This window comes from Cupriavidus sp. 01L43, assembly GCF_056399925.1.
Genome location: NZ_JBFTSH010000005.1, coordinates 48,427 through 70,871 on the forward strand (window position 1 = coordinate 48,427; position 22,445 = coordinate 70,871).

17 protein-coding genes are annotated in these 22,445 nt (G+C 67.5%); 2 read left to right on the forward strand and 15 right to left on the reverse strand.

What is annotated here, in order from left to right; translation table 11 throughout:
* Positions 1–10: 10 nt before the first annotated feature.
* The 12 genes from AC1DP9_RS10880 to AC1DP9_RS10935 form a co-directional block, all read right to left on the reverse strand.
* On the reverse strand, positions 11–733 hold the full coding sequence (locus AC1DP9_RS10880; protein ID WP_092294220.1) for a Crp/Fnr family transcriptional regulator: 723 nt from the start codon (positions 731–733) through the stop codon (positions 11–13).
* A gap of 390 nt (positions 734–1,123) precedes the next feature.
* On the reverse strand, positions 1,124–3,673 hold the full coding sequence (locus tag AC1DP9_RS10885; RefSeq protein ID WP_477107331.1) for a glycoside hydrolase family 2 protein: 2,550 nt from the start codon (positions 3,671–3,673) through the stop codon (positions 1,124–1,126).
* Entirely contained in the window at positions 3,670–4,650 is a 981-nt protein-coding gene (locus AC1DP9_RS10890; protein WP_477107332.1) for a DUF1839 family protein, read from the reverse strand. Before AC1DP9_RS10890 ends, AC1DP9_RS10885 begins: the two co-directional genes overlap by 4 nt.
* A complete protein-coding gene (locus AC1DP9_RS10895) occupies positions 4,651–5,616 on the reverse strand; it encodes an amino acid--[acyl-carrier-protein] ligase (RefSeq protein WP_477107333.1) in 966 nt (321 codons plus the stop codon). It abuts the gene before it with no gap.
* Positions 5,617–5,640: 24 nt separating this feature from the next.
* A complete protein-coding gene (locus tag AC1DP9_RS10900) occupies positions 5,641–6,834 on the reverse strand; it encodes an acyl-CoA dehydrogenase family protein (protein ID WP_441591187.1) in 1,194 nt (397 codons plus the stop codon).
* Complete coding sequence (locus AC1DP9_RS10905) at positions 6,834–7,076, reverse strand: acyl carrier protein (protein ID WP_092294208.1); 243 nt, start codon at positions 7,074–7,076, stop codon at positions 6,834–6,836. The genes AC1DP9_RS10900 and AC1DP9_RS10905 overlap by 1 nt, the downstream gene beginning before the upstream one ends.
* A gap of 174 nt (positions 7,077–7,250) precedes the next feature.
* Complete coding sequence (locus AC1DP9_RS10910) at positions 7,251–8,657, reverse strand: undecaprenyl-phosphate glucose phosphotransferase (RefSeq protein WP_092294206.1); 1,407 nt, start codon at positions 8,655–8,657, stop codon at positions 7,251–7,253.
* 36 nt (positions 8,658–8,693) lie between these two features.
* Positions 8,694–9,383 carry a phosphatase PAP2 family protein gene (locus AC1DP9_RS10915; protein ID WP_477107334.1) on the reverse strand — a complete coding sequence of 230 codons (690 nt, stop codon included), beginning with the start codon at positions 9,381–9,383 and terminating at the stop codon, positions 8,694–8,696.
* A gap of 351 nt (positions 9,384–9,734) precedes the next feature.
* On the reverse strand, positions 9,735–10,037 hold the full coding sequence (locus tag AC1DP9_RS10920; protein ID WP_255370794.1) for a hypothetical protein: 303 nt from the start codon (positions 10,035–10,037) through the stop codon (positions 9,735–9,737).
* Between the two features lie 98 nt (positions 10,038–10,135).
* Positions 10,136–10,672, reverse strand: coding sequence for a DNA-binding response regulator (locus AC1DP9_RS10925; protein WP_255370793.1), 537 nt, complete (start codon positions 10,670–10,672; stop codon positions 10,136–10,138).
* 323 nt (positions 10,673–10,995) lie between these two features.
* Positions 10,996–11,886, reverse strand: coding sequence for a helix-turn-helix transcriptional regulator (locus tag AC1DP9_RS10930; protein ID WP_477107335.1), 891 nt, complete (start codon positions 11,884–11,886; stop codon positions 10,996–10,998).
* Between the two features lie 410 nt (positions 11,887–12,296).
* Entirely contained in the window at positions 12,297–15,971 is a 3,675-nt protein-coding gene (locus AC1DP9_RS10935) for an autotransporter outer membrane beta-barrel domain-containing protein (RefSeq protein ID WP_477107336.1), read from the reverse strand.
* Between the two features lie 274 nt (positions 15,972–16,245).
* Between AC1DP9_RS10935 and AC1DP9_RS10940 the strand changes: the two genes are divergently transcribed.
* Entirely contained in the window at positions 16,246–17,841 is a 1,596-nt protein-coding gene (locus tag AC1DP9_RS10940; protein ID WP_477107337.1) for a phage integrase family protein, read from the forward strand.
* Between the two features lie 73 nt (positions 17,842–17,914).
* On the opposite strand, the gene AC1DP9_RS10945 is transcribed toward AC1DP9_RS10940, so the two are convergent.
* Together AC1DP9_RS10945 and AC1DP9_RS10950 are read right to left on the reverse strand one after the other, a co-directional pair.
* The gene (locus AC1DP9_RS10945; protein ID WP_092294196.1) at positions 17,915–18,943 is read right to left on the reverse strand and encodes a ParB/RepB/Spo0J family partition protein; all 1,029 of its coding nucleotides are present in this window, start codon (positions 18,941–18,943) and stop codon (positions 17,915–17,917) included.
* A gap of 5 nt (positions 18,944–18,948) precedes the next feature.
* On the reverse strand, positions 18,949–19,605 hold the full coding sequence (locus AC1DP9_RS10950; protein ID WP_092294390.1) for an AAA family ATPase: 657 nt from the start codon (positions 19,603–19,605) through the stop codon (positions 18,949–18,951).
* A gap of 392 nt (positions 19,606–19,997) precedes the next feature.
* Here AC1DP9_RS10950 and AC1DP9_RS10955 point away from each other — a divergent pair, with 392 nt between their 5' ends.
* Positions 19,998–20,201: a cold-shock protein gene (locus AC1DP9_RS10955; protein ID WP_006159056.1), complete on the forward strand. Its 204-nt coding sequence runs from the start codon at positions 19,998–20,000 to the stop codon at positions 20,199–20,201.
* Between the two features lie 105 nt (positions 20,202–20,306).
* On the opposite strand, the gene AC1DP9_RS10960 is transcribed toward AC1DP9_RS10955, so the two are convergent.
* The gene (locus tag AC1DP9_RS10960) at positions 20,307–21,401 is read right to left on the reverse strand and encodes a replication protein RepA (protein ID WP_092294194.1); all 1,095 of its coding nucleotides are present in this window, start codon (positions 21,399–21,401) and stop codon (positions 20,307–20,309) included.
* Between the last annotated feature and the right edge of the window lie 1,044 nt (positions 21,402–22,445).

Below are 22,445 nucleotides of genomic sequence, written 5' to 3' on the forward strand. Positions count from 1 at the left end.
CCTGCGGAAATCAGGCTTGCACCAGCGCCGGCAGCAGGCGGTCGTACTCGCGCTTGACGAGCTTGTAGCATTCGCAGGAATGCTTCTCCAGCCCGCAGCGATCCAGCACCGTGATGTGGCCACGGCTATGGTGGATCAGGCCCAGGTCCTCGAGCTTGCCCGCCGCTTCGGTCACGCCCTCGCGGCGCACGCCGAGCATGTTGGCGATGACCTGCTGCGTGATCACCAGTTCGTTGGAGCTCATGCGGTCGATGGCCAGCAGCAGCCAGCGGCACAGTTGCTTGTTGAGCGAATGGTGGCGGTTGCAGGCGGCGGTCTGCGCGATCTGCGTCAGCACGGCCTGCACGTAGAGCAGGGTCACGCGTTGCAGGGCGGGCATGTGGGCCAGTTCGGCACGCAGGGCGCGGGCGGGGATACGGTAGGCGAAGCCGGGGCTGCGCACTTCCACGCGGCTCGGCATGGTGTCGCCGCCGGTGACCACGGGAATGCCGACGAGTCCTTCGTTGCCGACGGCCGCGAATTCCACCGTGGCGCCGTCTTCGAGCAGCGACAGCAGCGAAACCACCGACGTGGTCGGGAAGTACACGTGGACGATGCGCTGGCCCGAGTCGGTCAGCAGCTCACCGGCGCGGAGCCGGACCAGTTCGAAATGCCGCGAAAGCGTTTCCCATTCGTGACGCGGCAACGCGTTGAGCAGGTGATTGACATGCAAGTCTGATCGATGCGTAATCATGGTGATTCTCCTCCCTCTGACCCGGGAGCAGCATCGGTCCTCCACCCCGCATGGCAATCTCCATGCAGGCTGTGACCCGATCTCGCCGCTCCACCCGTTTGCGTTTTCTGGCGATCTCTGGCAGCCCCGTAGCTGCCACCCTCTTTACCCCCGGCACCTCGCGGGCCCCGGTTTTGCTATCTCGTTGTTGACTCTATTAAGGGCCATGCAGATCAGAATCGACAGTAGGCAGACGGTTGGTGCGGCGGTCATGCTTTGGGAGGGAAGGAGGATGCAAACGGCGGAGAGGTGGGGATGACGCGGGGATGACGCGCGACGGGCCGGAGCCGGCGGATATGCCGCCCTGCCGCGCCGCATATGGCGCAGCGGGCAGGGGTTGAGAGGATGAGATCAGGCGTCGTAGGAGAGCGGGCGCTCGGCGTTCAGGGCGGAGATCTCGCCTGAAGGAATGGCGTCCGACCCGCCCCCTCCCCCGCCCTCATTCATCAGGCGGATACGCCGCGATTCCCCCGGTCCGAGGTGGAACCAGTCCTGCTCCGGGCGGTACGCATGGTCCTCGATGTGCACCCAGCGTGCAAAGCGCTGCGCGCTGACGGTCAGCCACCACACGCCCTCCACCTGTTCCACCTGGGCACTCAACCCTGGCGCGCGCAGCGCGGCGGCGCGGCGGTCCGGCAAATACGCCGCTTGGCTGAGCAACGCGTTGCTGTCCGCGGGGTCGTGCAGGGTGGCCAGGACGACGTCGTGCGCGGGCGGGCCGAAGCGGTAGGCGTAGGTGAAATCGAAAAAGTGATCGATGAGTTCCGCCGCGACGAGCCGGCGCGTCTCGCGCGGGGCCAGCGTGAGCGTTTGCGTGGCGTGGACGGTGGCGATTTCGCCATCACGCAGGCAGCGGAAGGTCAGTTGCACGGTGCGCGGCGTGGCCGATTCGTTGACCACGTGCACGTGCAGCCCGTTCAGGCCCTCGTCGGTGATCAGCACCTGGAGCGGCTGCCAGACCTGCCGCAGCGCATGCCAGGCCGATTTCGGCCGGCCCCGGGCATCGACGATGCCCCAGCCGGCGCCCGGCAACAGGTCCTGGAGCTGCCAGACCAGCCCGCCCATGCAGGTGGAGCCGGCGCGGCGCCATTCGCTGAAGACGTCGGTCATGATCTCGGCCACCACGGCGCGCGAGAGCGCGAGGTAGCGCGCCGGCTGCTCGTAGCGCAGGCGGGGCGGATCGACCTCGTACAGCGCCCGCAGGTAGAAATCGCGGATGTCCTCGAAATCCCAGGCGGAACCGGCGTCGCGCGGCACGCGCGCCTTCCAGCGCGGGTCGTGCAGCGGCTGCGAGAGCCCCGCCTCGGTCAGCGTGCGCGCGCACGGCACGTTGGCGAAGGCCAGGCACTCGGAGGTGAAGCGCACGTTGGCCAGCCGGGCATCGGCCAGCGGGCGCTGGTAGGCGCCCACGCCGTAGTAGTGCGTGATGCCGGTATCGGGCTGGAACGGCCAGGCGCCTTCGCTGGGCGAATTGCGCACATAGACCACATCGGGGCGATGCTCGGCCACGAGCGCGGGAATCAGGGTGTAGAACAGCGGCTGGCGCCACGCGCCGCGCGGCGTGCCGAGCATGGCCGCCTGCTGCTCGGCCTCGCTGCCGCCGCAGAGCACGGCGAGGCTGGCATGGGCGCGCGTGCCGGCCAGCCACTGGGCGACCTCGCGCGCGGCGTCGTCCATCAGGGCCGGCGACGCGCTGGTCTCGCTGCCATAGTCGAAATTGGCGAACATGAAGTCCTGCCAGACCATCAGGCCGAGGGCATCGCACTGGCGGTAGAACGCTTCGCCGGGATAGCAGGTCACGCCGCTGACGCGGACCATGTTGGCGCCGGCATCGCGCGCCAGCCGCAGCCAGTTGGCCACGGCGTCGTCGGTGTCGGCCAGGCCCGGCAGGTCGTGGCTGGAGACGCAGGCGCCCCGGCAGAACACGCGCTCGCCGTTCACGCGCAGCGCAAACGCGCCGGGCTCGCCGTCGCGATCTTCGGTGATGGTGCGGAAGCCGGTCTGGCCGCAGGGGATGGCATGGCCACCCACTTCGGCCTGCACGCGATACAGCGCCGGCTCGCCGTGGGTATGGGGCCACCAGCGCCGGGCATCGGGCACGCGCAGGGTGCCGGCCAGCGAATGCGCGCCCACACGGCGCAGTTCGCCCTGCCAGACCCCGCCATCGGACCCTTCGGCCCGGAAGCTGCCCTGCATCGGCGCCGGGCCGGGAAAGTGGAGTTGCAGTGCCACCACGCCGTCGCGGCCATCGAGATGACCGGCCAGCACGGCGCGCGCGCCATGCACGACGTCCGCGCCTTCGGGGTGCAGCAGTTCGATGTCGCGCCACGGGCCCACCGCGTGCACGGGCGGGCACCAACCGGGCATATGGCCGAGCAGCGTGGTGCGCACCGCGCGCAGCGTGGGCGGCTGGATCATGCGCGGCTTCCAGCGCACCGCGCCGCGCTGCGTGCGCAGCCACGGATGCAGCGCGCGGAAGCAGATATGGAGCACGTTGTCCGCACCCTGGAGTTGCACCGCCACCTGGTGCGCCACGAACATATGGCGCGTGGTGAGCACCTGCACGCCGTTGAGCCAGACTTCGGCCAGCGTCGCCAGCCCGTTGCAGCGGAGCACGCGGCGGCCACTGCCGGCGAAGTGGAGCCGGTACCAGTAGTCGTGCTGGTGCAGCGGGGGCGGGGCGGACTCGTCCCACCGGCCGGCGGCGCGCAGCGCGCTGGCCACCGTGCCCGGCACCGGCGCGGGCAGCCAGTGCCCGTCCTCGCCCAGTTCACGGGGATGCGTGGCCGCGCCGGCCAGCGTCTCCAGGAAGGTCCAGTCGCCCTCCAGCCGCGCATCGCCCACGGCCACGCCGGACCACAGGACAGGTTGCAGCGCCGGTTCCGGATCACGCGCAGTCATGAGACGGTCTCCCCGAAATAAGCGGCCAGCGCCGGCACGGTGCCTTCGTACGACAGTTCGAGCTGGTCGAGGCAGTCCTGGCACGGGTCCGGCTTGTGGCTGATGACGGCGCGCATCAGGCGGAACTGCATCACCATCGCCTCGGACGCCATCGTGTAGCAGGCTTCGCAGATCGCGTCGGGCTGCGGCTGGCCGTGCTCCGAGAGCCAGCGCAGATAGCGCCCCAGCAGCTCGAAGTTGGCGCCAAGCTGCCGCAGCACGCTGGCCGCGTAGACCTGGAAGTTCGGCTCGCCGCGCGCCATCAGTTGCTCCAGGTGCGCGGGAAACGCGCTGCGGAACGCGGTGATCGGGTTCTGGCGGGGCCGGCACGCCAGATGATGGCGCAGCAGTTCCAGCGAGGCCGCGACCAGCGCCTCCCCCGCCTGCGCCGGAAAGCGCCGGCGCACGACCTCGGCATGGGGGAACGCGGGCGCCTCCCACTCGGGGGCGATGGTCGCCTGACGGAAGATGGCCGTGTAGTCGTCCCCGCTGGCCGTGTGGTAGCCATCGCCATGATAGAAGCCCACGGCATTGGCCTCCGGTACCAGCACGTCGATGCCGATGGCCGAGCGCGTGTGCTGGCGGCGGTAGGCATTGGGCGGCTGCGGCAGGTAGAAGCCGTCCACTTCGAGCAGCACCACGTTGCCCCGGCAGGTCTGCGCGGCCACGTGGGTCTCGAGCTTGTCGTAGGTGGACAACTCGTTGGTGTGGATGCCGTACAGGCGCTCAAGATCCCCAGGCGGAAAGCTCGACAGCGTGAACTGGTCGCCCTCGAAATCCTGTGTCACGGCGAACGGCAGGGCCGCCACGGGCTCCAGCTCCCATCCATGCAGCAGCTCGACCCAGAGATCGATATGGCGATTGGCGTGTGCCCACACCGGATTGCCACCATGCAATGCCGGGCCGCCCCGCGGCCGAAGCCTGCCGTCACCGTACATTTACTGGCCTCCGAGCGTTTCCCGTACCGACTGCGGCCAACGGGCCGGATCCAGCCCGTGATGCTTGAGCAGCGCCAAGGTGAGACGCTCGATGCCAAAACCCACGCAGCCGGTGTGCGCCGTGCCGCCATCGGCGGTGCGGATGCCCCACAGCGCGCCGAAGTGGTCCATGTGGTAGTTGAAGCTCACGCAGGCGGTGGGCCCCAGCCCGTCGTTCACCGGAATCAGCAGTTCGAACTTGAGCTTCAGCTCGCGCTGGCTGTCCGCCACGATCTTGCCGCCGCGCCCGAAGAACGGGTCGTTGGCCACCTCCACCTCCATCGGCAGGCCCAGCGCCTGCACCACGGCCTGGCCGCGATCCATCCACAACTGGCGGAACGCGATGATCTGCTCGGGCGAGCCCATGCACACGAACTCGTGCTGGCGGAACAGCTGCATGCGGGTGGGCTCCAGCGACGGCTCGTGCCGGTAGCAGTAGGACATCACGTTGATGATCTTGCCCTCGGGCGGCAGCGGCCCGCGCCGAGCGACGACCGGATACACCGGATAGCAGGCGGCCGGCGTCAGCACCACGCCGGTGGGCTGCTGCTGGTCGGTCCAGTCTTCCTTGTCCTCGAGCCGGGCCAGCAGGCGGCGATGGCCGCGGTCGTCGCCACAGAAGCTGTGGATGGTGCCGGCGAGCTGCGGAAAGCTCTTCAGGTACTCGCTGGTCTCGAAGTCGTGCTGGCCGATGGCCGGCGGGAAGCGTAGCGTCTCGGCATGGTGATCCGCGCCCAGCCGCATCACCATGCGGTTGAGGCTTTCGGCGATGGCCTCGAAGGTCTCGCTACGGCCATACAGCCCGAGCACGCCGCTGGGAATCAGCAGCCCGGCCTCGGTCAGCTGCTCGAGGAAGGTGGGCGCAGCCGCGCTGCCACCGGCTCCGCCGATGGCCTGCGCGTCTGCCGTTACGGTTTGGGCGTCCATGGAAGCTCCTTGTTTCGACTTCTCTCAGGTCCGGTCGGCCAGCAGCAGGTTGGCCGTGTTGGACAGGATGCGATCGTTGTTGATCATCAGCGGCGCCGACCACAGGTCGCGCAGATGGCGCCCCAGGCTGAACGGCGTGCCGTGCTTGTAGCCGGCCATGCCGCAGACCAGCATGGCCTGCTGCACGACTTCGAGCGCCATGGTGGAGACGGCCGTCTTCAGCCCGTTCATCTCGGCGGCCAGGGTGAAGGACGACACCCCCTGGGCCACATGCCGCGCGCGCTGGTGGGCGAGCGCGAGGTCCAGCCGGGCCTCGATCATCTGGAGCAGGCTCACGGCCTCCGCCACGCGCGGCGCGGACGGCGGCATCGAGCCCGGACGCGCGCGCGCCTGGCCCTGGAAGAAGGTCTTGGCGCGCTGCACGGCATCGCCGGCAATGCCGAGCCAGAGTGCGCTCCAGACGATGTGCGACACCGGCGTCATGGTCTCGTCGGCAATCTGGCCGAACGGCACCGGCAGGATCTGCGCCACGTCGCCCGCCGCTTCGAGGCGGAAGCCATTGCTGCAGGTGCCGCGCATGCCGAGCGTGTCCCAGGTGTTCAGGCTCTGCAGCGTGTAGTCAGCCTTCAGCGCGCAGACCAGCACCTGGTCGGACGGCGCGGCGTCGGCGCTGCGGCGTGCGGTGATCAGGATGCCGTCCGCGTGCGCGCCGTACGAGATCGTCGGCGCCATCTTGAGCAGGTGGAAGCGCTCGCCCTCGGCGTTGACCGCGCAGCCGCTGTTGCGCAGCGCGCCGCCAATGGCTTCCTCCGAGGTGGCCGAGGCCAGCAGCAGCTGCTCGCCCGCCACGCGGGACAGCAGGCCCTCGTGCCACGGGCTGCCCATGCCGTGCTCGAGCACGCACGCCACCTGGATCTGGTGCATCGCGTAGACCATGCCGGTGGCGGCACAGGCGCCGCCCAGCACGCGGCAGATGGCGGCCACGGTATCGAGCGTGGCGCCGGCGCCGCCGAGGTGCGTCGGGATCATCGCGCCGAGCAGGCCGTGCTCGCGCAGCGTGACGAAGGCTTCATCCGGGAAGCGCGCGTCGCGGTCCACCGCATCGGCATGCGTGGCGGCGACGGCGGCGGCAGCCTGGGCGGCGGCGATCAGGGCGGCGGGGTCCGCCGGTGCGGGATGCGGCGACGCCTGGTCCACCGCGGCGAGAACGGGGTTCATCACGCAGCCTCCTGCAGTTGCGAGGCCGCCGCCGCGAGCGAGTTCACGCTCTTGAAGAGCTGGCGGGTCAGCATGTGATCCGGAATCTCGATGTTGAACGCGTTCTCGATGGCCAGCATCACGTGCACCGTGGCCAGCGACGACAGGCCCGCCTGGTAGAGGTCGGCCTGATCGTCCAGCGTCTCGATGGGGACGTCGAGGCGGGCCACTTCGGCAAGGATCTGTCGGATGGTTTCCTTCATGGCATATCTCCTGGTCAGAAGGCAGGTGTGGCGGCGGCCGTGGCGGGCGCCTGTTTAGGATCGGTTCCTGCTCACGGTGCCATTGGGCCGCAGCGGGGGCACGGCTTCGGTGCGGTGTCCAACAAACTCCCCGGGGCACGCGCGACAGGTCACATTGCCGCGCCGGGTCAGCCGTCAGTAGGCGTCCCGGCCGGTCCAGCCGTAGACGGCGGTGTGGCCGATGATGCGGAGGTCCAGGACGAAGGACCAATTGCGGATGTAGAAGATGTCGAACTCGGTACGCCGGCGCATTTTCTCCACCGTGTCGGTGCGACCCCGGCAGCCGTTGATCTGCGCCCAGCCCGTGATGCCGGGCTTCACGCGGTGGCGCAGCATGTAGCGGTCCACGATCTCCTTGTAGAGCTCGTTGTGCTCGATGGCGTGCGGGCGTGGGCCGACCACGGACATCTCGCCGCGCAGCACGTTCAGGAACTGCGGCAGCTCGTCCAGGCTGGTGCGGCGCAGGAAGGCGCCCACGCGCGTCACGCGGGGGTCGCCGGGCGCGGCCTGCGTCACGCCGGCATCGGTGTGCGCCACCATCGACCGGAACTTGAAGACGTGGAACGGCTGGCCGTCCATGCCGAGCCGCGCCTGCCGGAACAGGACCGGCCCCGGCGAGGACAGCCGCACGGCGAGGGCAATGGCGAGCAGCAGCGGCGACAACCCGAGCAGCACCGCCAGCGCGAACACGCGGTCGAAGCTGGCCTTGACCAGGCCGGTCACGCCCGAGTCGGGCGGGCTGTTGAGGTCGATCACGGGCAGGCCCATGAACTCGGAGAAGCGATGGCCGAGCAGCTCGACGGACATGATGTCCGGCACCCAGCGGATATCGACAAGATCGTTGCGGAAGTGGAAGACCACGTCGTAGAGGTCGCGGCAGGCCGCCATCGGCAGCGTCAGCCAGATCTCGCGCACGCGGTGGGCGTGTACGAAGGTGCAGACCTGATCGAGCGAGCGCAGCGGGGCCACGCCTTCGGGGAGGTCGTCGGTGCCGGCTTCGTCGTAGATGCCCACCACCTCGTAGCCGGCGCCCGGAATCTGCGCCACGCGGCGGAACATGTCGTGCCCGAGCGGCCCGTAGCCGAGGATCACCACGCGCTTGGCGTTGATGCCCTGCTGGCGCACGCTGCTCAGGGTGCCGTAGAGCACCACGCGCGAACTCACCAGCCCGACCGCCGACCACGCCACCCAGAGCACCGACCACAGCCGCGACACGCCAGCCACCTGGTGCAGCAGGAAGGCCGACACCAGCGCCAGCAGGCAGACCACGCTCCAGGCCGCCAGCACGCGCACGGCCAGCCCGGCCTTGCTGCGTCCGCGCCAGGACCCGTACAGGCCGCAGGCGGGAAAGATCAGCAGCGCGCCCAGCGCGCAGAAGGCGGTCAGGAAGCCATGGACCGGCGCGGCGCCGCGCAGGCCTTCGGGGAAGACCAGTTCGCCGATGGCAAAGCCGGTGGCGCCGATGACGAGGGCGTCGGTCGCGCGATACAGGTACTGGAAGGTTCCCTGTCGCCCAGCGACGAAGGCGCGCACTGCTGACATGTTGGTTCTCCTGCCGGGGCGGAGCGGGCCACCCTGTCAGGTATCGTCGTGCTGCCGGGCGGCCGGGTCTGTTTGGTGGCGCACACAGCGCGCGGCATCGCCGGTCAGCGCGGCAGCGTGTCCCTGTCGCGCTTCATGCCTGCCGTGCCCACCCAGCCCATCGTGCCATTCGCCGCGCCGGTAGGGCTCCTCCCGCCCGGCGAGATGGCTGGCGATGCGCTCGAGCATGCCATGCGTCGGCAGGCTCACCGACGGATGCGGCGCCGCCAGCGCCAGCAGCAGCACGACGCCCGCCACCACGCGCGGCGCGGCGCGCAGCGGCCGGGCGGACCAGACCAGGAAGCTGGCGCTCGCGCCGAAGCCCAGCGCCAGCCCGGCCACGATCTCGGCCGGCGAATGTACCTCCAGCGCCAGCCGCGACACGCCCACCACGATGGCAACCGCCACGCTCACTGCCACGGCCACCACCGCCATCACGCGATGGCGCTCCGGCACCAGCAGCCGCGCCAGCACCGGCAGCACGGCGGCGGCCATCGTGCTGTGCCCGGAGATGCCGGTGAAGTCGAAGGCGCGGCTGCCGATGCCCCAGCCCATGAAGGCCAGCTTGCTGGCCACGACCAGCGCCACGGCGCCGCCGAACGTGAGTGCCCAGCGCATGGCGTTGTCGCGGTCGTGCGGGGCGCGGCCCGACTGCAGCCACGCGAACACGACGAGCGCGCAGGGCATGAGCAGTGCGCTTTCGCCAACGCGGGAGACAAGGGGCCAGACAGACATGGTGCGGCAGCTCACAGAAAAGGATGACGGGGTTAGGCCGGCTGACGGAGGTTCGCACCGTCGCGCCCGCAGTGTGCGACGCAATGTTCAGCCGCCTCAACCAGCCAGAAGGTGGAGACGGTGCCGCGCGGCGTGCCGCCGGCGGGCGCGCGCCCCGCGCGGGGCATGCGTTTGCGCGGGAAGGTGGAGGCCCGGTGACCGGGGCGTGCGCCCCATGCGACGCGTGATGCTTCTGGCCAATACGCCCGTTGCCGGCGTTTGGCTATCGTCACATGAATGGCGCACGTCCAGGACGGCGCCATTTCAAAGCCCGCATGGTCCCCCGGTCGGCGGGCTTCTTTTTTGGCGCGACGCCTCGTCGTCGTCCGCCGCGATCATCGCGCGCGCGGTGGCCATGTGCCGGGTGGCCTCCCGCTCGCCGAACTCGCACGCGGCGAGGACGGCGGCCGCCTCGGTGGCGAAGCACCGGCCGTGCAGCTCGCCCCGAAACAACAACGGCCCGCCTCCTGCGATGGCGAGCCGAATCTCGAAACAACATGCCCACTTGCCCCGGCCCTCGCGCACGGCAAAGCCATGCACGACCAGGATATTGACTCCGTGTTCCATACGACCCCCTGCGTCGCCACGGCGGCCGGCCTCTCAAAGGCACCGGCTTCAGACCGTGGACTTCTCGCAAGCATAGGTCGCGCGACGCGGCCGCGCCTTCATCCGGTTGCCGTAGTGCCGTCAGCGGAGTGGGGGTGGGGGTAGAGGTGGGAGACGGGCGCGGTGCCGGCATGGCGCGGCTGGGCGCGCAGCAGCGCCAGGGCCGCGCGCGGGAAGCACTGGCCGCCGGCCCAGACCAGCGCGGCGGCGGCACAGACCAGTTCGATCGGGGCGGGCACGGCCAGGCAGCCGCTGGCGCCGATCTGCGCGGCGTAGACCATCAGCGCGGCATCGAGCGAATCGGACAACACGAGCCAGCGATGCGGGGCCAGCCGCTCGCGCACGCGGTCCAGCAGCGCGCGGGGGTCGCCCTCCACGCCGCTGCAGTCGACGATGGCCATGTCCACCGGGGCGTCCGGCACGGTCTCGGAGGCGTCCGGATTGTCGATGGAGGCGGCGCGCGCCTCCGGGTCCGGGGTATCGAGCAGCCAGTCAGGCGCGTGCCATCGCACGGGCATGGAGATGTCCTGCCCCTCCATGCGTCTGGCGAGGATGCGGCACATCATTTCGTTGCTGGCGATCAGGTAGGTCGTCATCGACAGAGATCGGGCATGTTGGACGTCTGCGCGGCGCGGCGTGGGTCACCGCTGGCGCGACGGTTATCGGACGTCGGTTCACTGAACGCGTGCCGATTGGGCACACGCACGACCTACCCGCGCGGCAGGCGCAGCCGGGAAGGCACAGATGGCAGGCTGGGGATGGATGACGGTGGCGGCGTGCGTCGGGTGACGCCGTCCGCAATGGGTCTGCAAATCGGCCTGCAATAAAGCTAGCAACCGCAGCCGGTCACCGCCTCATGCTTTCGGATGAGGGCGGGCCGGCAGAAGGGGGACGCGAGCGGATGGCTGCGCGACCGCGCTCAGGCGGCCTCACAGGCCTCCCGGGACTGCAGGACGGCGGACGGGCGGATCGAGGCCGGCGCGGTGACCGTCGGCCCTTGCCAGTTCAGCGTGGCACCGCGCTGGAGCGCGACGTAGACCGCCTCGCCCTTGTTGCGCACGTGCAGCCGCTGATAAAGCGTGCATGCATGGGTCTTCGCCGTGGCCACCGAGATATTGAGCAGCCGGCTGACGGTCTTGATCGGATAGCCGCGCGCGAGCAGGGCCAGCACTTCGTACTGTCGCTCGGTGATATTGAGCAGATGGGCGCCTGCCGTCGGGGTTTCCAGCGGCGTGGCGTGCGACTGCGGGCCGTGGCTCGGCACACCGTGCAGCGGCACGACGATCGGCGCGGCGGCATGGCGGCTGTCGCGGCCGTCGGCGTAGGCTGCCGGCACCGGCACCGGCACCGGCGCGGCGTGGGCATGCTCGCCGCCAAGATGGGCGTACGGATGGGCAGCCGGCTCGGCGCCACGCATGACCGGGAGCTGCGACGGGAAGCATTCGCCCCCGGCCAGCACCAGGCGGATGGCGGCTTCGAGCGCCTCGGCGGAGCAGGCTTTCGCCAGCAGGCCGCGCACGGTCTCGGGCAGGCCGAATTCGGGCAGCGGCGCCGGCACGTGTTCGGCCAGCACCAGCACGCGTTGCGGCTCCAGCCGCTGGCACAGGCCGGCAAGGCCAAGCCAGCCGGCTTCCGCATCGGCGGGCAGGCCATAGATCAGCAGATCGGCGTGGTGCGTCCAGGGATCCGGTTCATGCAGGGACTGGGGGTCGATATCGACGAGATCGCCGGGAACATGCGCCTGTGCCAACAGGTGGCGCAGCCCAAGGCGGAGCAAAGGATGTGGCTCGAGCAACAGGATGGTGGCCATGGCCGCTCACTTCTTATTGGCGCGCGCGGATGCCGCGTACAATCCACTGCGCGCTGATTGGACATGCTCCGCTTTTGGCACGGCTGCACGCCCATACGATAGGTATCGCCTCCTGAGCCTCGCAGCGTTTCCCGTCCTGGCTCGCTGCTGTCCTGCCCGGCCCTCCCTCGGAGGATGCCTACCGCCCCGTTTCGCGTATGACACGCGTTAGATGCTTCGCAACTCAGATTCAAATTAAATTGAATTCTGGTGTTCAGCATAGGAAGCACGCGGAGTGATTGCAAGCGAATGCTGCATTGCGGGGGTTTTCCCGTGTTGGGTTTTTGCCTAGGCTGCTTGCGGCACAAAATGCCTCATCAAGCACTTTCATAGCGGGTGTTTGCCATACATCACATGTATGACACCCGCGCTCACCACGTATATTTCGCCCCGATCCGGGCCGCATACTGGTGGAAACTTTGCGCCCCCCAGGCGCCCGACACGTTGGCCCAGCCGGTCCAGCGCGTCGAGATCGACAGGTTGAGCCCCAGCTTCAATTCATAGCGATTCGACGGATACAGCGTGCCGAGCGGCACCTCGTTGAAGCGGACGCTGCTGTCCGTGCTGGTATGCCACCAGTTCACAGTCACGTACGGCTGCCACTTGCGCGCGTCCGCACGGACATAGGTGCGATGCAGCCGCACGCCGAGCCGCGTGATGAGGCCGGTGGAGTCGGCACCCGCGATACGCGTGCCGTTGGGCTCGGTAATGTCGTGTTCGCGGTAATCGACGTAGATCAGCTGCCCCTGCGGCTCGATCACCCAGTCGTGGCGCAGCGGCACGGCGTAGCCCAGTTCGCCCGAGACCGCCCAGCCCTGCGCGTGGTACTTCACGGTGGGCAGGGTGTCGCCTTCGACCTTGTTGTCGAACCAGCCGTACTGGAACCACGTATCTATATAGGTACCGAGCTTGCGTTCGTCGTTCTGGTACCAGGTGCCGTACGCGCCCACGCTGAAGCCCTCCACCTTGCCGCTGGCGGACGCCGGGTTGCCGGCCGCCTTCGCGTCGCTGCTGGCATAGCCGTAGCTGCCCATCAGCCCCAGATGCAGGCGGTCTTCCTCACTCGCCACCTTCCATTTGGCGAATTCCGCGCCCCCGTGCAGCAGGAAGCTGTCGGTATCGACCTTGAAATTGCCGTCCTGGCTGCGGCTGCCTTCCCATTTGCCGACCACGCGCAGCCATCCCGAGCGCGGCTTGTCCTCGGCCTTGTCGAACGGCTGGCCTTCCACGTACTGCGGCTCGCCCAGGCGGTCGTGCAGGCTGTGCACGAACATCTGCCCGGCCAGGCGCTGGTTGGCGAGATAGGCGGCCACCTCGGGGCGGAACAGCGCCTGCCCTGGCGTGGGCGGCCCCGGCGGGGGCGGATCGGGTGACGGATCGCGCTCGGAGCGCAGGTACCAGGCATCGGCCTGACTGCCGTCCAGGCTGCCCCGGTACAGGCGGTACTCATAGGGGCCGGCCACGGCGCGGCGGGCCAGCGCGAAGCTGCCGGGAGCGGTGGTGCCGCCGTTGACTGCATCGACGACCAGGATGCCATCGCGCTGCGTGATCGCGCCGGTGCCGCCGGCGTTGGTGATCGTCAGCCCGGTGGTGCCGGACGCGGTGCCGGTGTCGATGACGAGCCTGTCCGACGGTGCGTTGTCGCCGGCCAGCACCGTGTTCAGGCCGATGCCGCCCGCGGCGCCCGTGTAGGTGTTCACCGTCAGCGTCTTGAACGTGCCCGCCGACGGCGGCGTGAACAGGATCTGGCTCGCGGCGTTGGTGAGCGTGGTCAGCGTCGAGTTGCCGGTGAGGTGCCACGTGGTCTGGTCGCGCAGGGTGACGATGGACGTGGTGCCCGGTAGCGTGGTCGCCGCCCCGGTCAGCGTTGAGGCCGAGACATCGACGGTGGCGACATCGCCCACGGCCAGGGGCTTTTTGATCGCTGGCAGGGGGGCCGCGAGCGGCGCGACCGAATCGGACGGCGGGGTTGAGGGATCGTCGACGGACGGCAGCGGCTCCGGCCGGGCGATGGGGGCCTCGGGCGGCGGCAGCGTCGGAAAGTCCCCAATCGAGCCGACGCGGAGCCACTCGACGCCCGAAACCGTCGAGCCGGCCAATGTCACGGTGCCCGGCCCGGCCACGGCGATGGCCGGGCCGCTCCGGCTGGTCAGCGCGGAGGCGTTGAAGTCCGCGCCGGTGGGCACCTGCGCGGTGAACGTGTCGTTGTAGCCGGCCACGTAGAGCGCGGCGGCGTCCGCGTTGGTGGCGGTCACGGTCGCCCGGTTGCCGCTGACCTGGCCGGCGTCCAGCGCCACGGCGCCGTGCGCGCCCACGCCGCTGGTGCTCACGGTGGCGTTATCGATCAGGACGAGGCTCAGCGCGTTGCGCGCAAAGGCGCCATGCGCGGCGGCCCCTTCGGTCGTCACGCTGGACCCGGACAGCGCCTCGACCCGGCCCTTCGACACGGCGCGCAGCCCCATCGCGCCCGTGCCGTGCGTGATGACGGTGGTGCCATTGGTCAGGGAGACCCGCGCGGGCACGTCGAGCACGGTACGCGCCTGCGCCAGCGCGCCGTGGGCGATCTCGCCCATCGTCTCGATGTGGGACGCCGTGGCTACCACCGTTGCCACGTTGGGCTTGAGCGGGTCCACCCCCGCGTAGACACCGATGCCGTTGCGGCCGTCGGTGAGTACTGAGGTCTGGTTGATCTCGATCGTGCCGCCATCGTCGGCGGCCACGCCAATCGCCTCGTCGCCCCGGTTGTGGATGGCGAGGCCATTGGTCACGAGCCGCGCATTGGGCAAGGCGGCCGTGACGCCCTTCACGCGCTGGGCGCGGGCCGTGGTGCCGAAGGTATCGACCGTGCCGCCGTTGATCGTCGCCAGGCCGTCCTGGGTGATAGCGATGCCGGGCGCGTTGGCGCTGCCCGTGGAGACGATCGCCACGCCCTCGGTGGTCAGGGTCGAGCCCACGCCGCCGACATTCACCGTGGGCACCTGCCCGCCACTGCTGAGGGTGCCGCGCGTGATCGACATGCGCGAGCCGGACCCCAGCGCGATGGCGGCACTGCCCGCGCTATCGACCGAGACGTCGGTCAGCATGGCGTCGCTGTTGCCAGTGACCGACACGCCGCGATAGGTCGGCGCGCTGACCGTGCTGTTCGTCAGGGTCGCAATGCCGCCCAGGTCGACCGCGACCCCGGCGGAATTGTTGCCGCTGGCACGGATCGTAGCCTGGTCGATGGTGGCCGAGGAGCCGGTGCCCGACACGAACACGCCGTGCGCCATCGTCGCCGGCCCGCCGGTGAGCAGGTTGCCGCTGCCGCCAATGGCAATGCGACCGCCCGAGACCGCGGCGGCGGCGGCCACGGGGCCGCTCGCGGCATTGCCAGTGCCGGTGGCCGTGAGCGTGCTGCTGGACAGCTCGATGGCGCCGCCCAGTTCGGCGCGCGCGGCATTCGAGAAGTTGGACGCCACCGCGACGGTGTTGCCGGAACCGGTGATCAGGCTGCCCGCGCCGGTGGCCACGAGCCCATGGTTGAAATTGCGCCCGCTGCCGGCGGCGCCCACGGTCAGGTTCGATTGGGTCAGCGTCACGGACCCGCCGCCTTCGGCCCGTACGCCCTGCATCGACACCGAGTTGGCCGGCGCCAGGTTGAGCCGGACGTTATCGGCCACCACGCGGGAGCCCGCGCCAACGGCCTTGAGCCCAACCTGGCTGGCCGCCGCCGCACCGTTGGAGGTGGTATTGATGGCGCCGCCCGTCAGCGAGACCCGGGCCCCGCTCAAGGCGTTGACGCCGTTCGCATTGGCCACGCCGAGGCTCAGCGTGACGCCGGACGCCGTCACATCCGCACCGGCGCCGGTGCCGGTGATCGCCACCGGCGCCGCTACCGTGGTGCCGATGGCCGAAGCGCTGACCGTGCAGGCTGTGGTGGCGGATACCTGCCCCGTGCCGATGGTCGGGCAGGCCGCCTGCCCGTGCGCGGCGGGAGACAGACTCGCCAGAACGACGCCGCCCACGGCGCCCACGCCGACGCCGGCCTTTCTCCGCCTGCTGACCATGGGTCGCCTCCCTTCGCCCGCTTGGTCTTAACACTGACCAGCGAGGTTTCCTCATTCTGGAGACTGGGCTGAAGAACGGAAGTCAAATGTTTGGCGGTCTGTTTTAAGCGTTTCAGCGAAACCGGCAGACGGTGAGCCCAGGGGCCATCCCGGGCAAATCCCTTGGCTTCCCATCGAAAATAATTTACATTGCACTTTGATATTCAAAAGTGCCTGGTACGGATTGGCACTCCGCTAAAGTTGTTATAACTCAATCACTTACCACCCCTTCTTCATGAGCACGGATCCCGACACGCTCGCCGCTACCAAGCTCACTCGAACCGAATTTGCAGTGGTGCGGGCGTATGCCCAGGGCATGCGGCCGGTGGACATCGCCAATCGCTACCTGCTCGATCCGGACGATGACGATGTGCTGACCGAGCATCAGGCGGTACAGCGCATCCTGACGCTGCGCGACCGGCTGGTGCAGTTCGCGCTCCAGCACGACCGGCCCGATATCGCGGCCATGTTCGAGGCGCTGCGCGGGCGGTCTGACGCCGGGATGACGCGCCGGGTGGACGCGTTGTCGTCCATCGAGCGGCTCGGCCAGGGCCGGCCGCTGCCGGGGCATCAGGTATCGCTGTGGTTCCGCCCCAGCCTCGCCCGCCGGCTGGCGACGGGGGGCGTGCGCACCATCGCCGATTTGACTGATCTGGCGAACCAGCGCGGCAGTAGTTGGTGGCGTGCCGTGCCACGCATCGGCCAGCAATCCGCCGAAGTCATCACACGATGGTTGGGTCAGCAGCAGTCGGTGATCGCGACGGCGGTGCGGCCATATGTGCTTTCACCGTCACAATACCGGAGCAGACCCGCACTGGTCCCGGAGCGGCTGGGGCCGGCGATGCGCGAACCCACTCCGCTCGAACACATGCTGGCGCCACCGTCTGGCGACCCCGGCGCGGCGGTGCTCCGGGATGACCTGCGGTTCATTCGGGACTGGGTAGCCCGCCACAGCGGCTCCCCGCATACGGCCGGGAGCTATCGACGGGAGGCGGAGCGGCTGCTGCTCTGGGTCGCCCAGCAGCGTGGTTCGGTCCGGGGGCTGGAGACGGATGATCTCGTGCGCTACCGCAGCTTTCTCGCGGATCCCCAGCCGGCGGCCTTCTGGTGCGGCCCGGCGGGCGCCCGAGACCGGGCGCACTGGCGGCCGTTCGAGGGACCACTCGGCGCGAGCTCGATCGAGGCTTCCCTGCGTGTGGTTCGCGCCCTGCTCCGGGCGATGGTGCGGGCGGGGGTGCGGCAAGGCGGTGCGGCTGTACCGGCCGGGGGCGTACCCGTTGCTGCGTCGGAATCTATCGAAACGAATCGCTCGAACTTGCTTGCGCCCGGTGTTGTCGATGACTTCCTGGCATGGCTCGGGGCGGTGGAGGCCTCCCCCAGACACCGGGCGGCACGGGCGACGGCGCTGCTGGTGCATCGGCACGGGGTGCGGATTTCGGCACTGCCGGCGATGCGGCTGGGGGATGTCCGGCTCGCCGGACGCAGCGCGCGGCTGCTGCCCGGGGCCCGAAATGAATCCGAAGATTCAGGTTTGCTGCTCGATGAAGACGTCTGGATGGCGCTGCGCGCGCACTGGGCCGATCGCGGGATTCAGGTGGAGGCCGGCTGGAACGCCGACGCCGCCCTGCTCGCACCAAGCGAATTTCCGGCCACGACGCGGGGTCGCGCCAAGCAGGCGCAGGTCCGTGCGGGCTACGCCGCGAGTGGTTTGGACCAGTTGCTACGGGGTACCTGGAAGCGCTTCGCGGCGGGCCGAGAACTGGCCGAAATTGGGTTCACGCCGCGCCTCCTGGCGCTCGCCGGGCGTCCGTTGCCGGACGGCCCAAAATGACCCCGAGCGTACCTTTTGCTGCGATCCAAATGTTCGATGAAACAATGAGTTAGCGAACGCGACTGCAAAAAACTCAGAGTAGCGTTTTATCCAATCCGAAGCGTGCCTTAAGGACTTCGAGCAGGTCCTCCCGGGCATTGCGGTCGGACAGCTGAACATCGAGCATTACCCGGCCCGAATCCCACTCCTTGATCGTGCCGAGAAGCTGCCCCGACTCGGTCCGGATCTTGTACTGCCGGCTGATTTCCTTGACCTTGCGCGACTTCCCTTCCTGCGCATGTTTACGGATCGCCTCGACCTCGCGGCTGGACAGGCCGTCGTTCATGATGCGCGTCGCCAGATCACGCGTGCGGTCTTCGCCGGCGATCTTGCAGAACAGCGTCAGCTCGTAACCGGCGGCAATCCCGATGGCGCTCGGTCGCTCACGCATCACGCCGAGCACCGAATCCGGCAGCTTCAGCAGCGCCAGGGTCTTGTTAACCGTGCCCGCCGACATCCCGGTCAGCTCGCAGATCTCCTCCTCCTTCTGGACCTTGCCTTCGTCCAGCAACTGCCGCCAGGCAATCGCGTTGTCGAGTGCGGACTGGTCCGAGCGCTGCTCGTTGAGCAGGAACGAGAGTCGGTAGAAATCGAGATCGCTGAGGTCGCTCTCGATAAAGCATTCCATCTCGAGCTTGCCGGCCGAGGCCAGGGCGCGCTTGCGATAGTGACCATCGATGAGGATGTAGTGCCCGGGGCGCACCGGGTCCGGCGCCGCCAGACCGGGCGTTTTCTGCCCATGCGTAGCGATCGACGCAGCACGTTCCTGCACCACTGCGGGATCATAAATTCGACGCGCATTGAAAGGATTGTCGTGCAGTTGCGCAATGGGGATCTTGATCAGCGTTCGACCCGTTTCCGTCGGTTCCGCACTTTCAGCGCTGAAAGTTTGGATTTCGGCAACTACCGGACGTTCCGGACGCTGGGTCTGGAGCAGGCCATTCGGGTGCTGGGAGATCGCCGCTTCCGCCCTGGCGAAGCGATCCATCGTGTCGTTGCGGGTTTTCTCCGCCGCCATGCCGGCCAGCATGCCGGCCTTCAGGCTTTTCAGTTTCGTTGCCATGGGAATTACTCGATCAGGGACAGGATTTCGTCGACCATCATGTCGACCTCCTGCACGGCCTCGCGGGCGCCCGGCACACCGTGCACGGTGCAGCCAATGGCCTGGCATTCCCGGAACGCCGAACGGGAGCCGATCAGGGCGTTCAGCAGCGGCACATCACCGTCATCCCCCAGGATCTCGATGGCCTGGCGGGCAATCGAGACGCGTCGCTGGACCATATTGGCCATCACGCGTATCTGAAGGGTCTCATTCTGGACCTGGGCATGCTGCGCAAGCGTCTTCGCTGCGACGGCCGCCCACAGGTCAGGCGGCGACGGCACAACCGGAATGATCGCGAGGTCGGAAATCAGGAGCGCGCTCGACGGCGCGGCCGAATGCACGGCGGGCGGGCAGTCGACAAGGATGTAGTCGTAGTCGTGGATGAACTTGCGGACTTCGCGGTGCATCGCGCCGCCGGACGGCGCCAGGCCGATCACGGAAGCGGGAAACGGGCGTTCGTCGGTCGCCTGTGCGGCCCATCGCGTGGCGGTGCCCTGCTCATCCATATCGACAAGCATGGAACGGGCGCCGCGCAGGCCCAGCGTGCCAGCCAGGTGCATGCTTACCGTGGTCTTGCCACAGCCGCCTTTCTGGTTGAACACGGTAATGATTTTTGCTGCCACACTGGCCTCACTTTCAGCGCTGAAAGCGCACATGACGAGTTCTCTACAGGCGGAACTGTAGCCAAATCGGCAGTGCGCTACAACCCATTTTTCATTATTCAAATTTTATGTCTCGTAGCGTGATACCTCCACGCCACGGTGAAAGGGTAAACACCGCCTACCTCAAATTTGCGGAGATTTCCTCTTGAAAAGAGGCAGAGAATCCGCCTAAAGTAAAGATAGTGCGCATTACCCCGCACATGACACAGCAGAACAAACTGGTTATGATGCGCGCTACAGTCGAGTCAAGTCGTGTCAACCTCGTTGGCTTCCGTTCGGTATCTACGAGACCTCAACGTGCTTGAACGGTTGTTTGCGTTGTGTACAAGAACTTGCTTCGAAAGGAAATTCCTATGGCAACCGGTACGGTCAAGTGGTTTAACGAGACCAAGGGCTTCGGCTTCATTACCCCGGACGACGGTGGTGCAGATCTGTTCGCGCACTTCTCGGAAATCCAGGGCTCGGGTTTCAAGACCCTGAAGGATGGTCAGCGTGTGACGTTTGAAGTGAAGCAGGGCCCCAAGGGTCTGCAGGCATCGGCGATCAAGCCCGCCTGACCCTGTCTCACTGAACGTCCTGCCATGCGCGCAAGCGCGTGACGGGTAAAAGAAAAAGGCAAGCGCTCGTCGCTTGCCTTTTTCGTTCCAGCGGTCAGATCGCCTTCAGGCCAGCTTGCGAACGCTCGTGCGGGACGGCTGCAGGACCAGGGCTTTCGACGAATCGGCGTCGACCTTGGCGCCCGGATACACCACCAGCACATCCTTGAGCGCCTTGCGGAACAGCGCGCGGAACTTGCGCTCGCTCTCGGTCTCGGTACCGAACTGCATCTGGAGCGCTTCCCAAGGGATCTCGGTGCGTCGTTGGATCGTGAAGAACCGGTAGGTCAGCCACGAATACACGTCCAGTGCGAACGGCGACTGCTTGAGCGCCTTGAGCGCGCGCATATCGACCGGTACGGGACGGTTCACCAGCTCGTTGAAGAACGGCTCGGAGAGCACCACGAAGCTCTCGAACATCGAGCCCTGACCGGGCTGCATCGGGTCCCACCACGTCGACAGCTGGTCGGCCAGCAGGTAGCCCACGCGGTCGATCGACAGGGGTTCGTGATTCGGCGTCTGATTGGGCGTCGGCGTCGACTTGTTCTGCACGATCGCAATGGTCGCCGAGAACAGCCGGATCATTTGCTGGCGCACCAGCGTCATGGTTCCGCGCTTGCCGCCGGTGGCCATCGGAATGCCGAGGTTGTACATGAATTCCGACAGCGAATTACCGAGCGAAATGCGGCGGTCCTCGACCGTGCCCGTAAACTCGCCGCGCTTCTTCTTCGCCATGATTTCCTTGCCGATCCAGGCAAGCATCAAACGCGGATAGGAGCCGTACGGATACCCGAGCGACACGGTTTCGGAGACAAGCTTCTGACGACCATTGGCCGCTCGTTCGGAGCGCTGCTGCGTGAAGTAGCCCGGCTGGATCATCAGCGAGATGTTGCCGCTGGTGCGCGTCCACACGGGCGGCGCGCCCTTCGGGGCGCGATACGGCAGGGTTACCTGCACGCTGGCGCGGCTCAGGAAGCCCACTTCGCCACTGTGCCAGGCGTCCTCGCGCTCCATCGCCTGGGCCTCGTCGAAGAGGCGCTGGAATTTCTCGGACGGAACCAGGACGTTCTCGTTACCGGGAACGATGATGCGGGAAGGCTCGTGATCCCCTTGCAGGACGGAGCGATCCCCCTCGGTGGCCAGGGAGCGTTTGATGGGCATATTGACGGGCTTCGGATTACCCGCCTTTTTACGCGAACCCGTAAACGTTGTCACGCAGAAACAGGTACGTATACGTTCTTTGTGTGTTTTGGCTGTCCGGTCGCGTTGCCCCCGAGCTTGCGGTTCCCTGTCAGCGCTGACGGGCTTCTCTGCAAGCGATCTGTTTCGGGTGTCGGGTTTCTCACGACTGGCAGGATGGCCGGCATGCGGTGGGCAACCCGCCAGGGTTGTCCACGGTTGGCGGCGCATCAGCTACAAGTAAACGATACCGTTACGGGTTAACTACTTGTAAACCGTATACGGAGGGAAAACGCCGTTGATTTCAAAAGGGAAAAGTACGCCCCGCGAACCCGATTCTGCGTGGAAGCGTACTCGATTCTGCGAAGCCCCGAACCCGAATCTGCGGCTGGGCGAACCCGTTTCAGCGGAAACAGCGAACCGGATTCTGCGGGGATAACTCACTGATCCCACAGGCTTTTCCACAGCGGGATGGGCAAAAAGCGTACCTGTTTCTGCGCGAACCGTACCCGACGGCCGTTTCCCTGCGTGGAGGGGCTGTGAACAACCGCGTTATCCCCGCAGAAATGGGTGCGCCGTGAGGTTTCCAGCCAGTCGATGCGTACCCGATTCTGCGGGCCAAGCGGCTCAAAGCGTACCTATTTCTGCGCTGGGCAGGTTCGAAGCCTCCCAGCCTCGTTGCGTACCAGTTTCTGCGGCGTACCCAATTCTGCGAGTTGGCAGCATTTTGCTGCGCTGCCGGCAACCGTACCCATTTCTGCGGCGATTCCAGCGCCAGCAAATGCCAAGTGCGTACCCAATTCTGCGCAAATTGCGGGCGCAATACGTCAGCCTGCAAAACCGGTCCGACTATAGCATTAGCTTTGCTTAAAAGCCAGTACTCACTCTCAACGTATGCCGAATCAAACCGAGGAATCCGCTGCGTACCCGTTTCTGCGCTACGTTGACGCCCCGCAGTGCCGCTCGGAACGTATACATCTCCCGCGCCCTGAGCGACCGTACCCGTTTCTGCGCGTGCGTCCACAC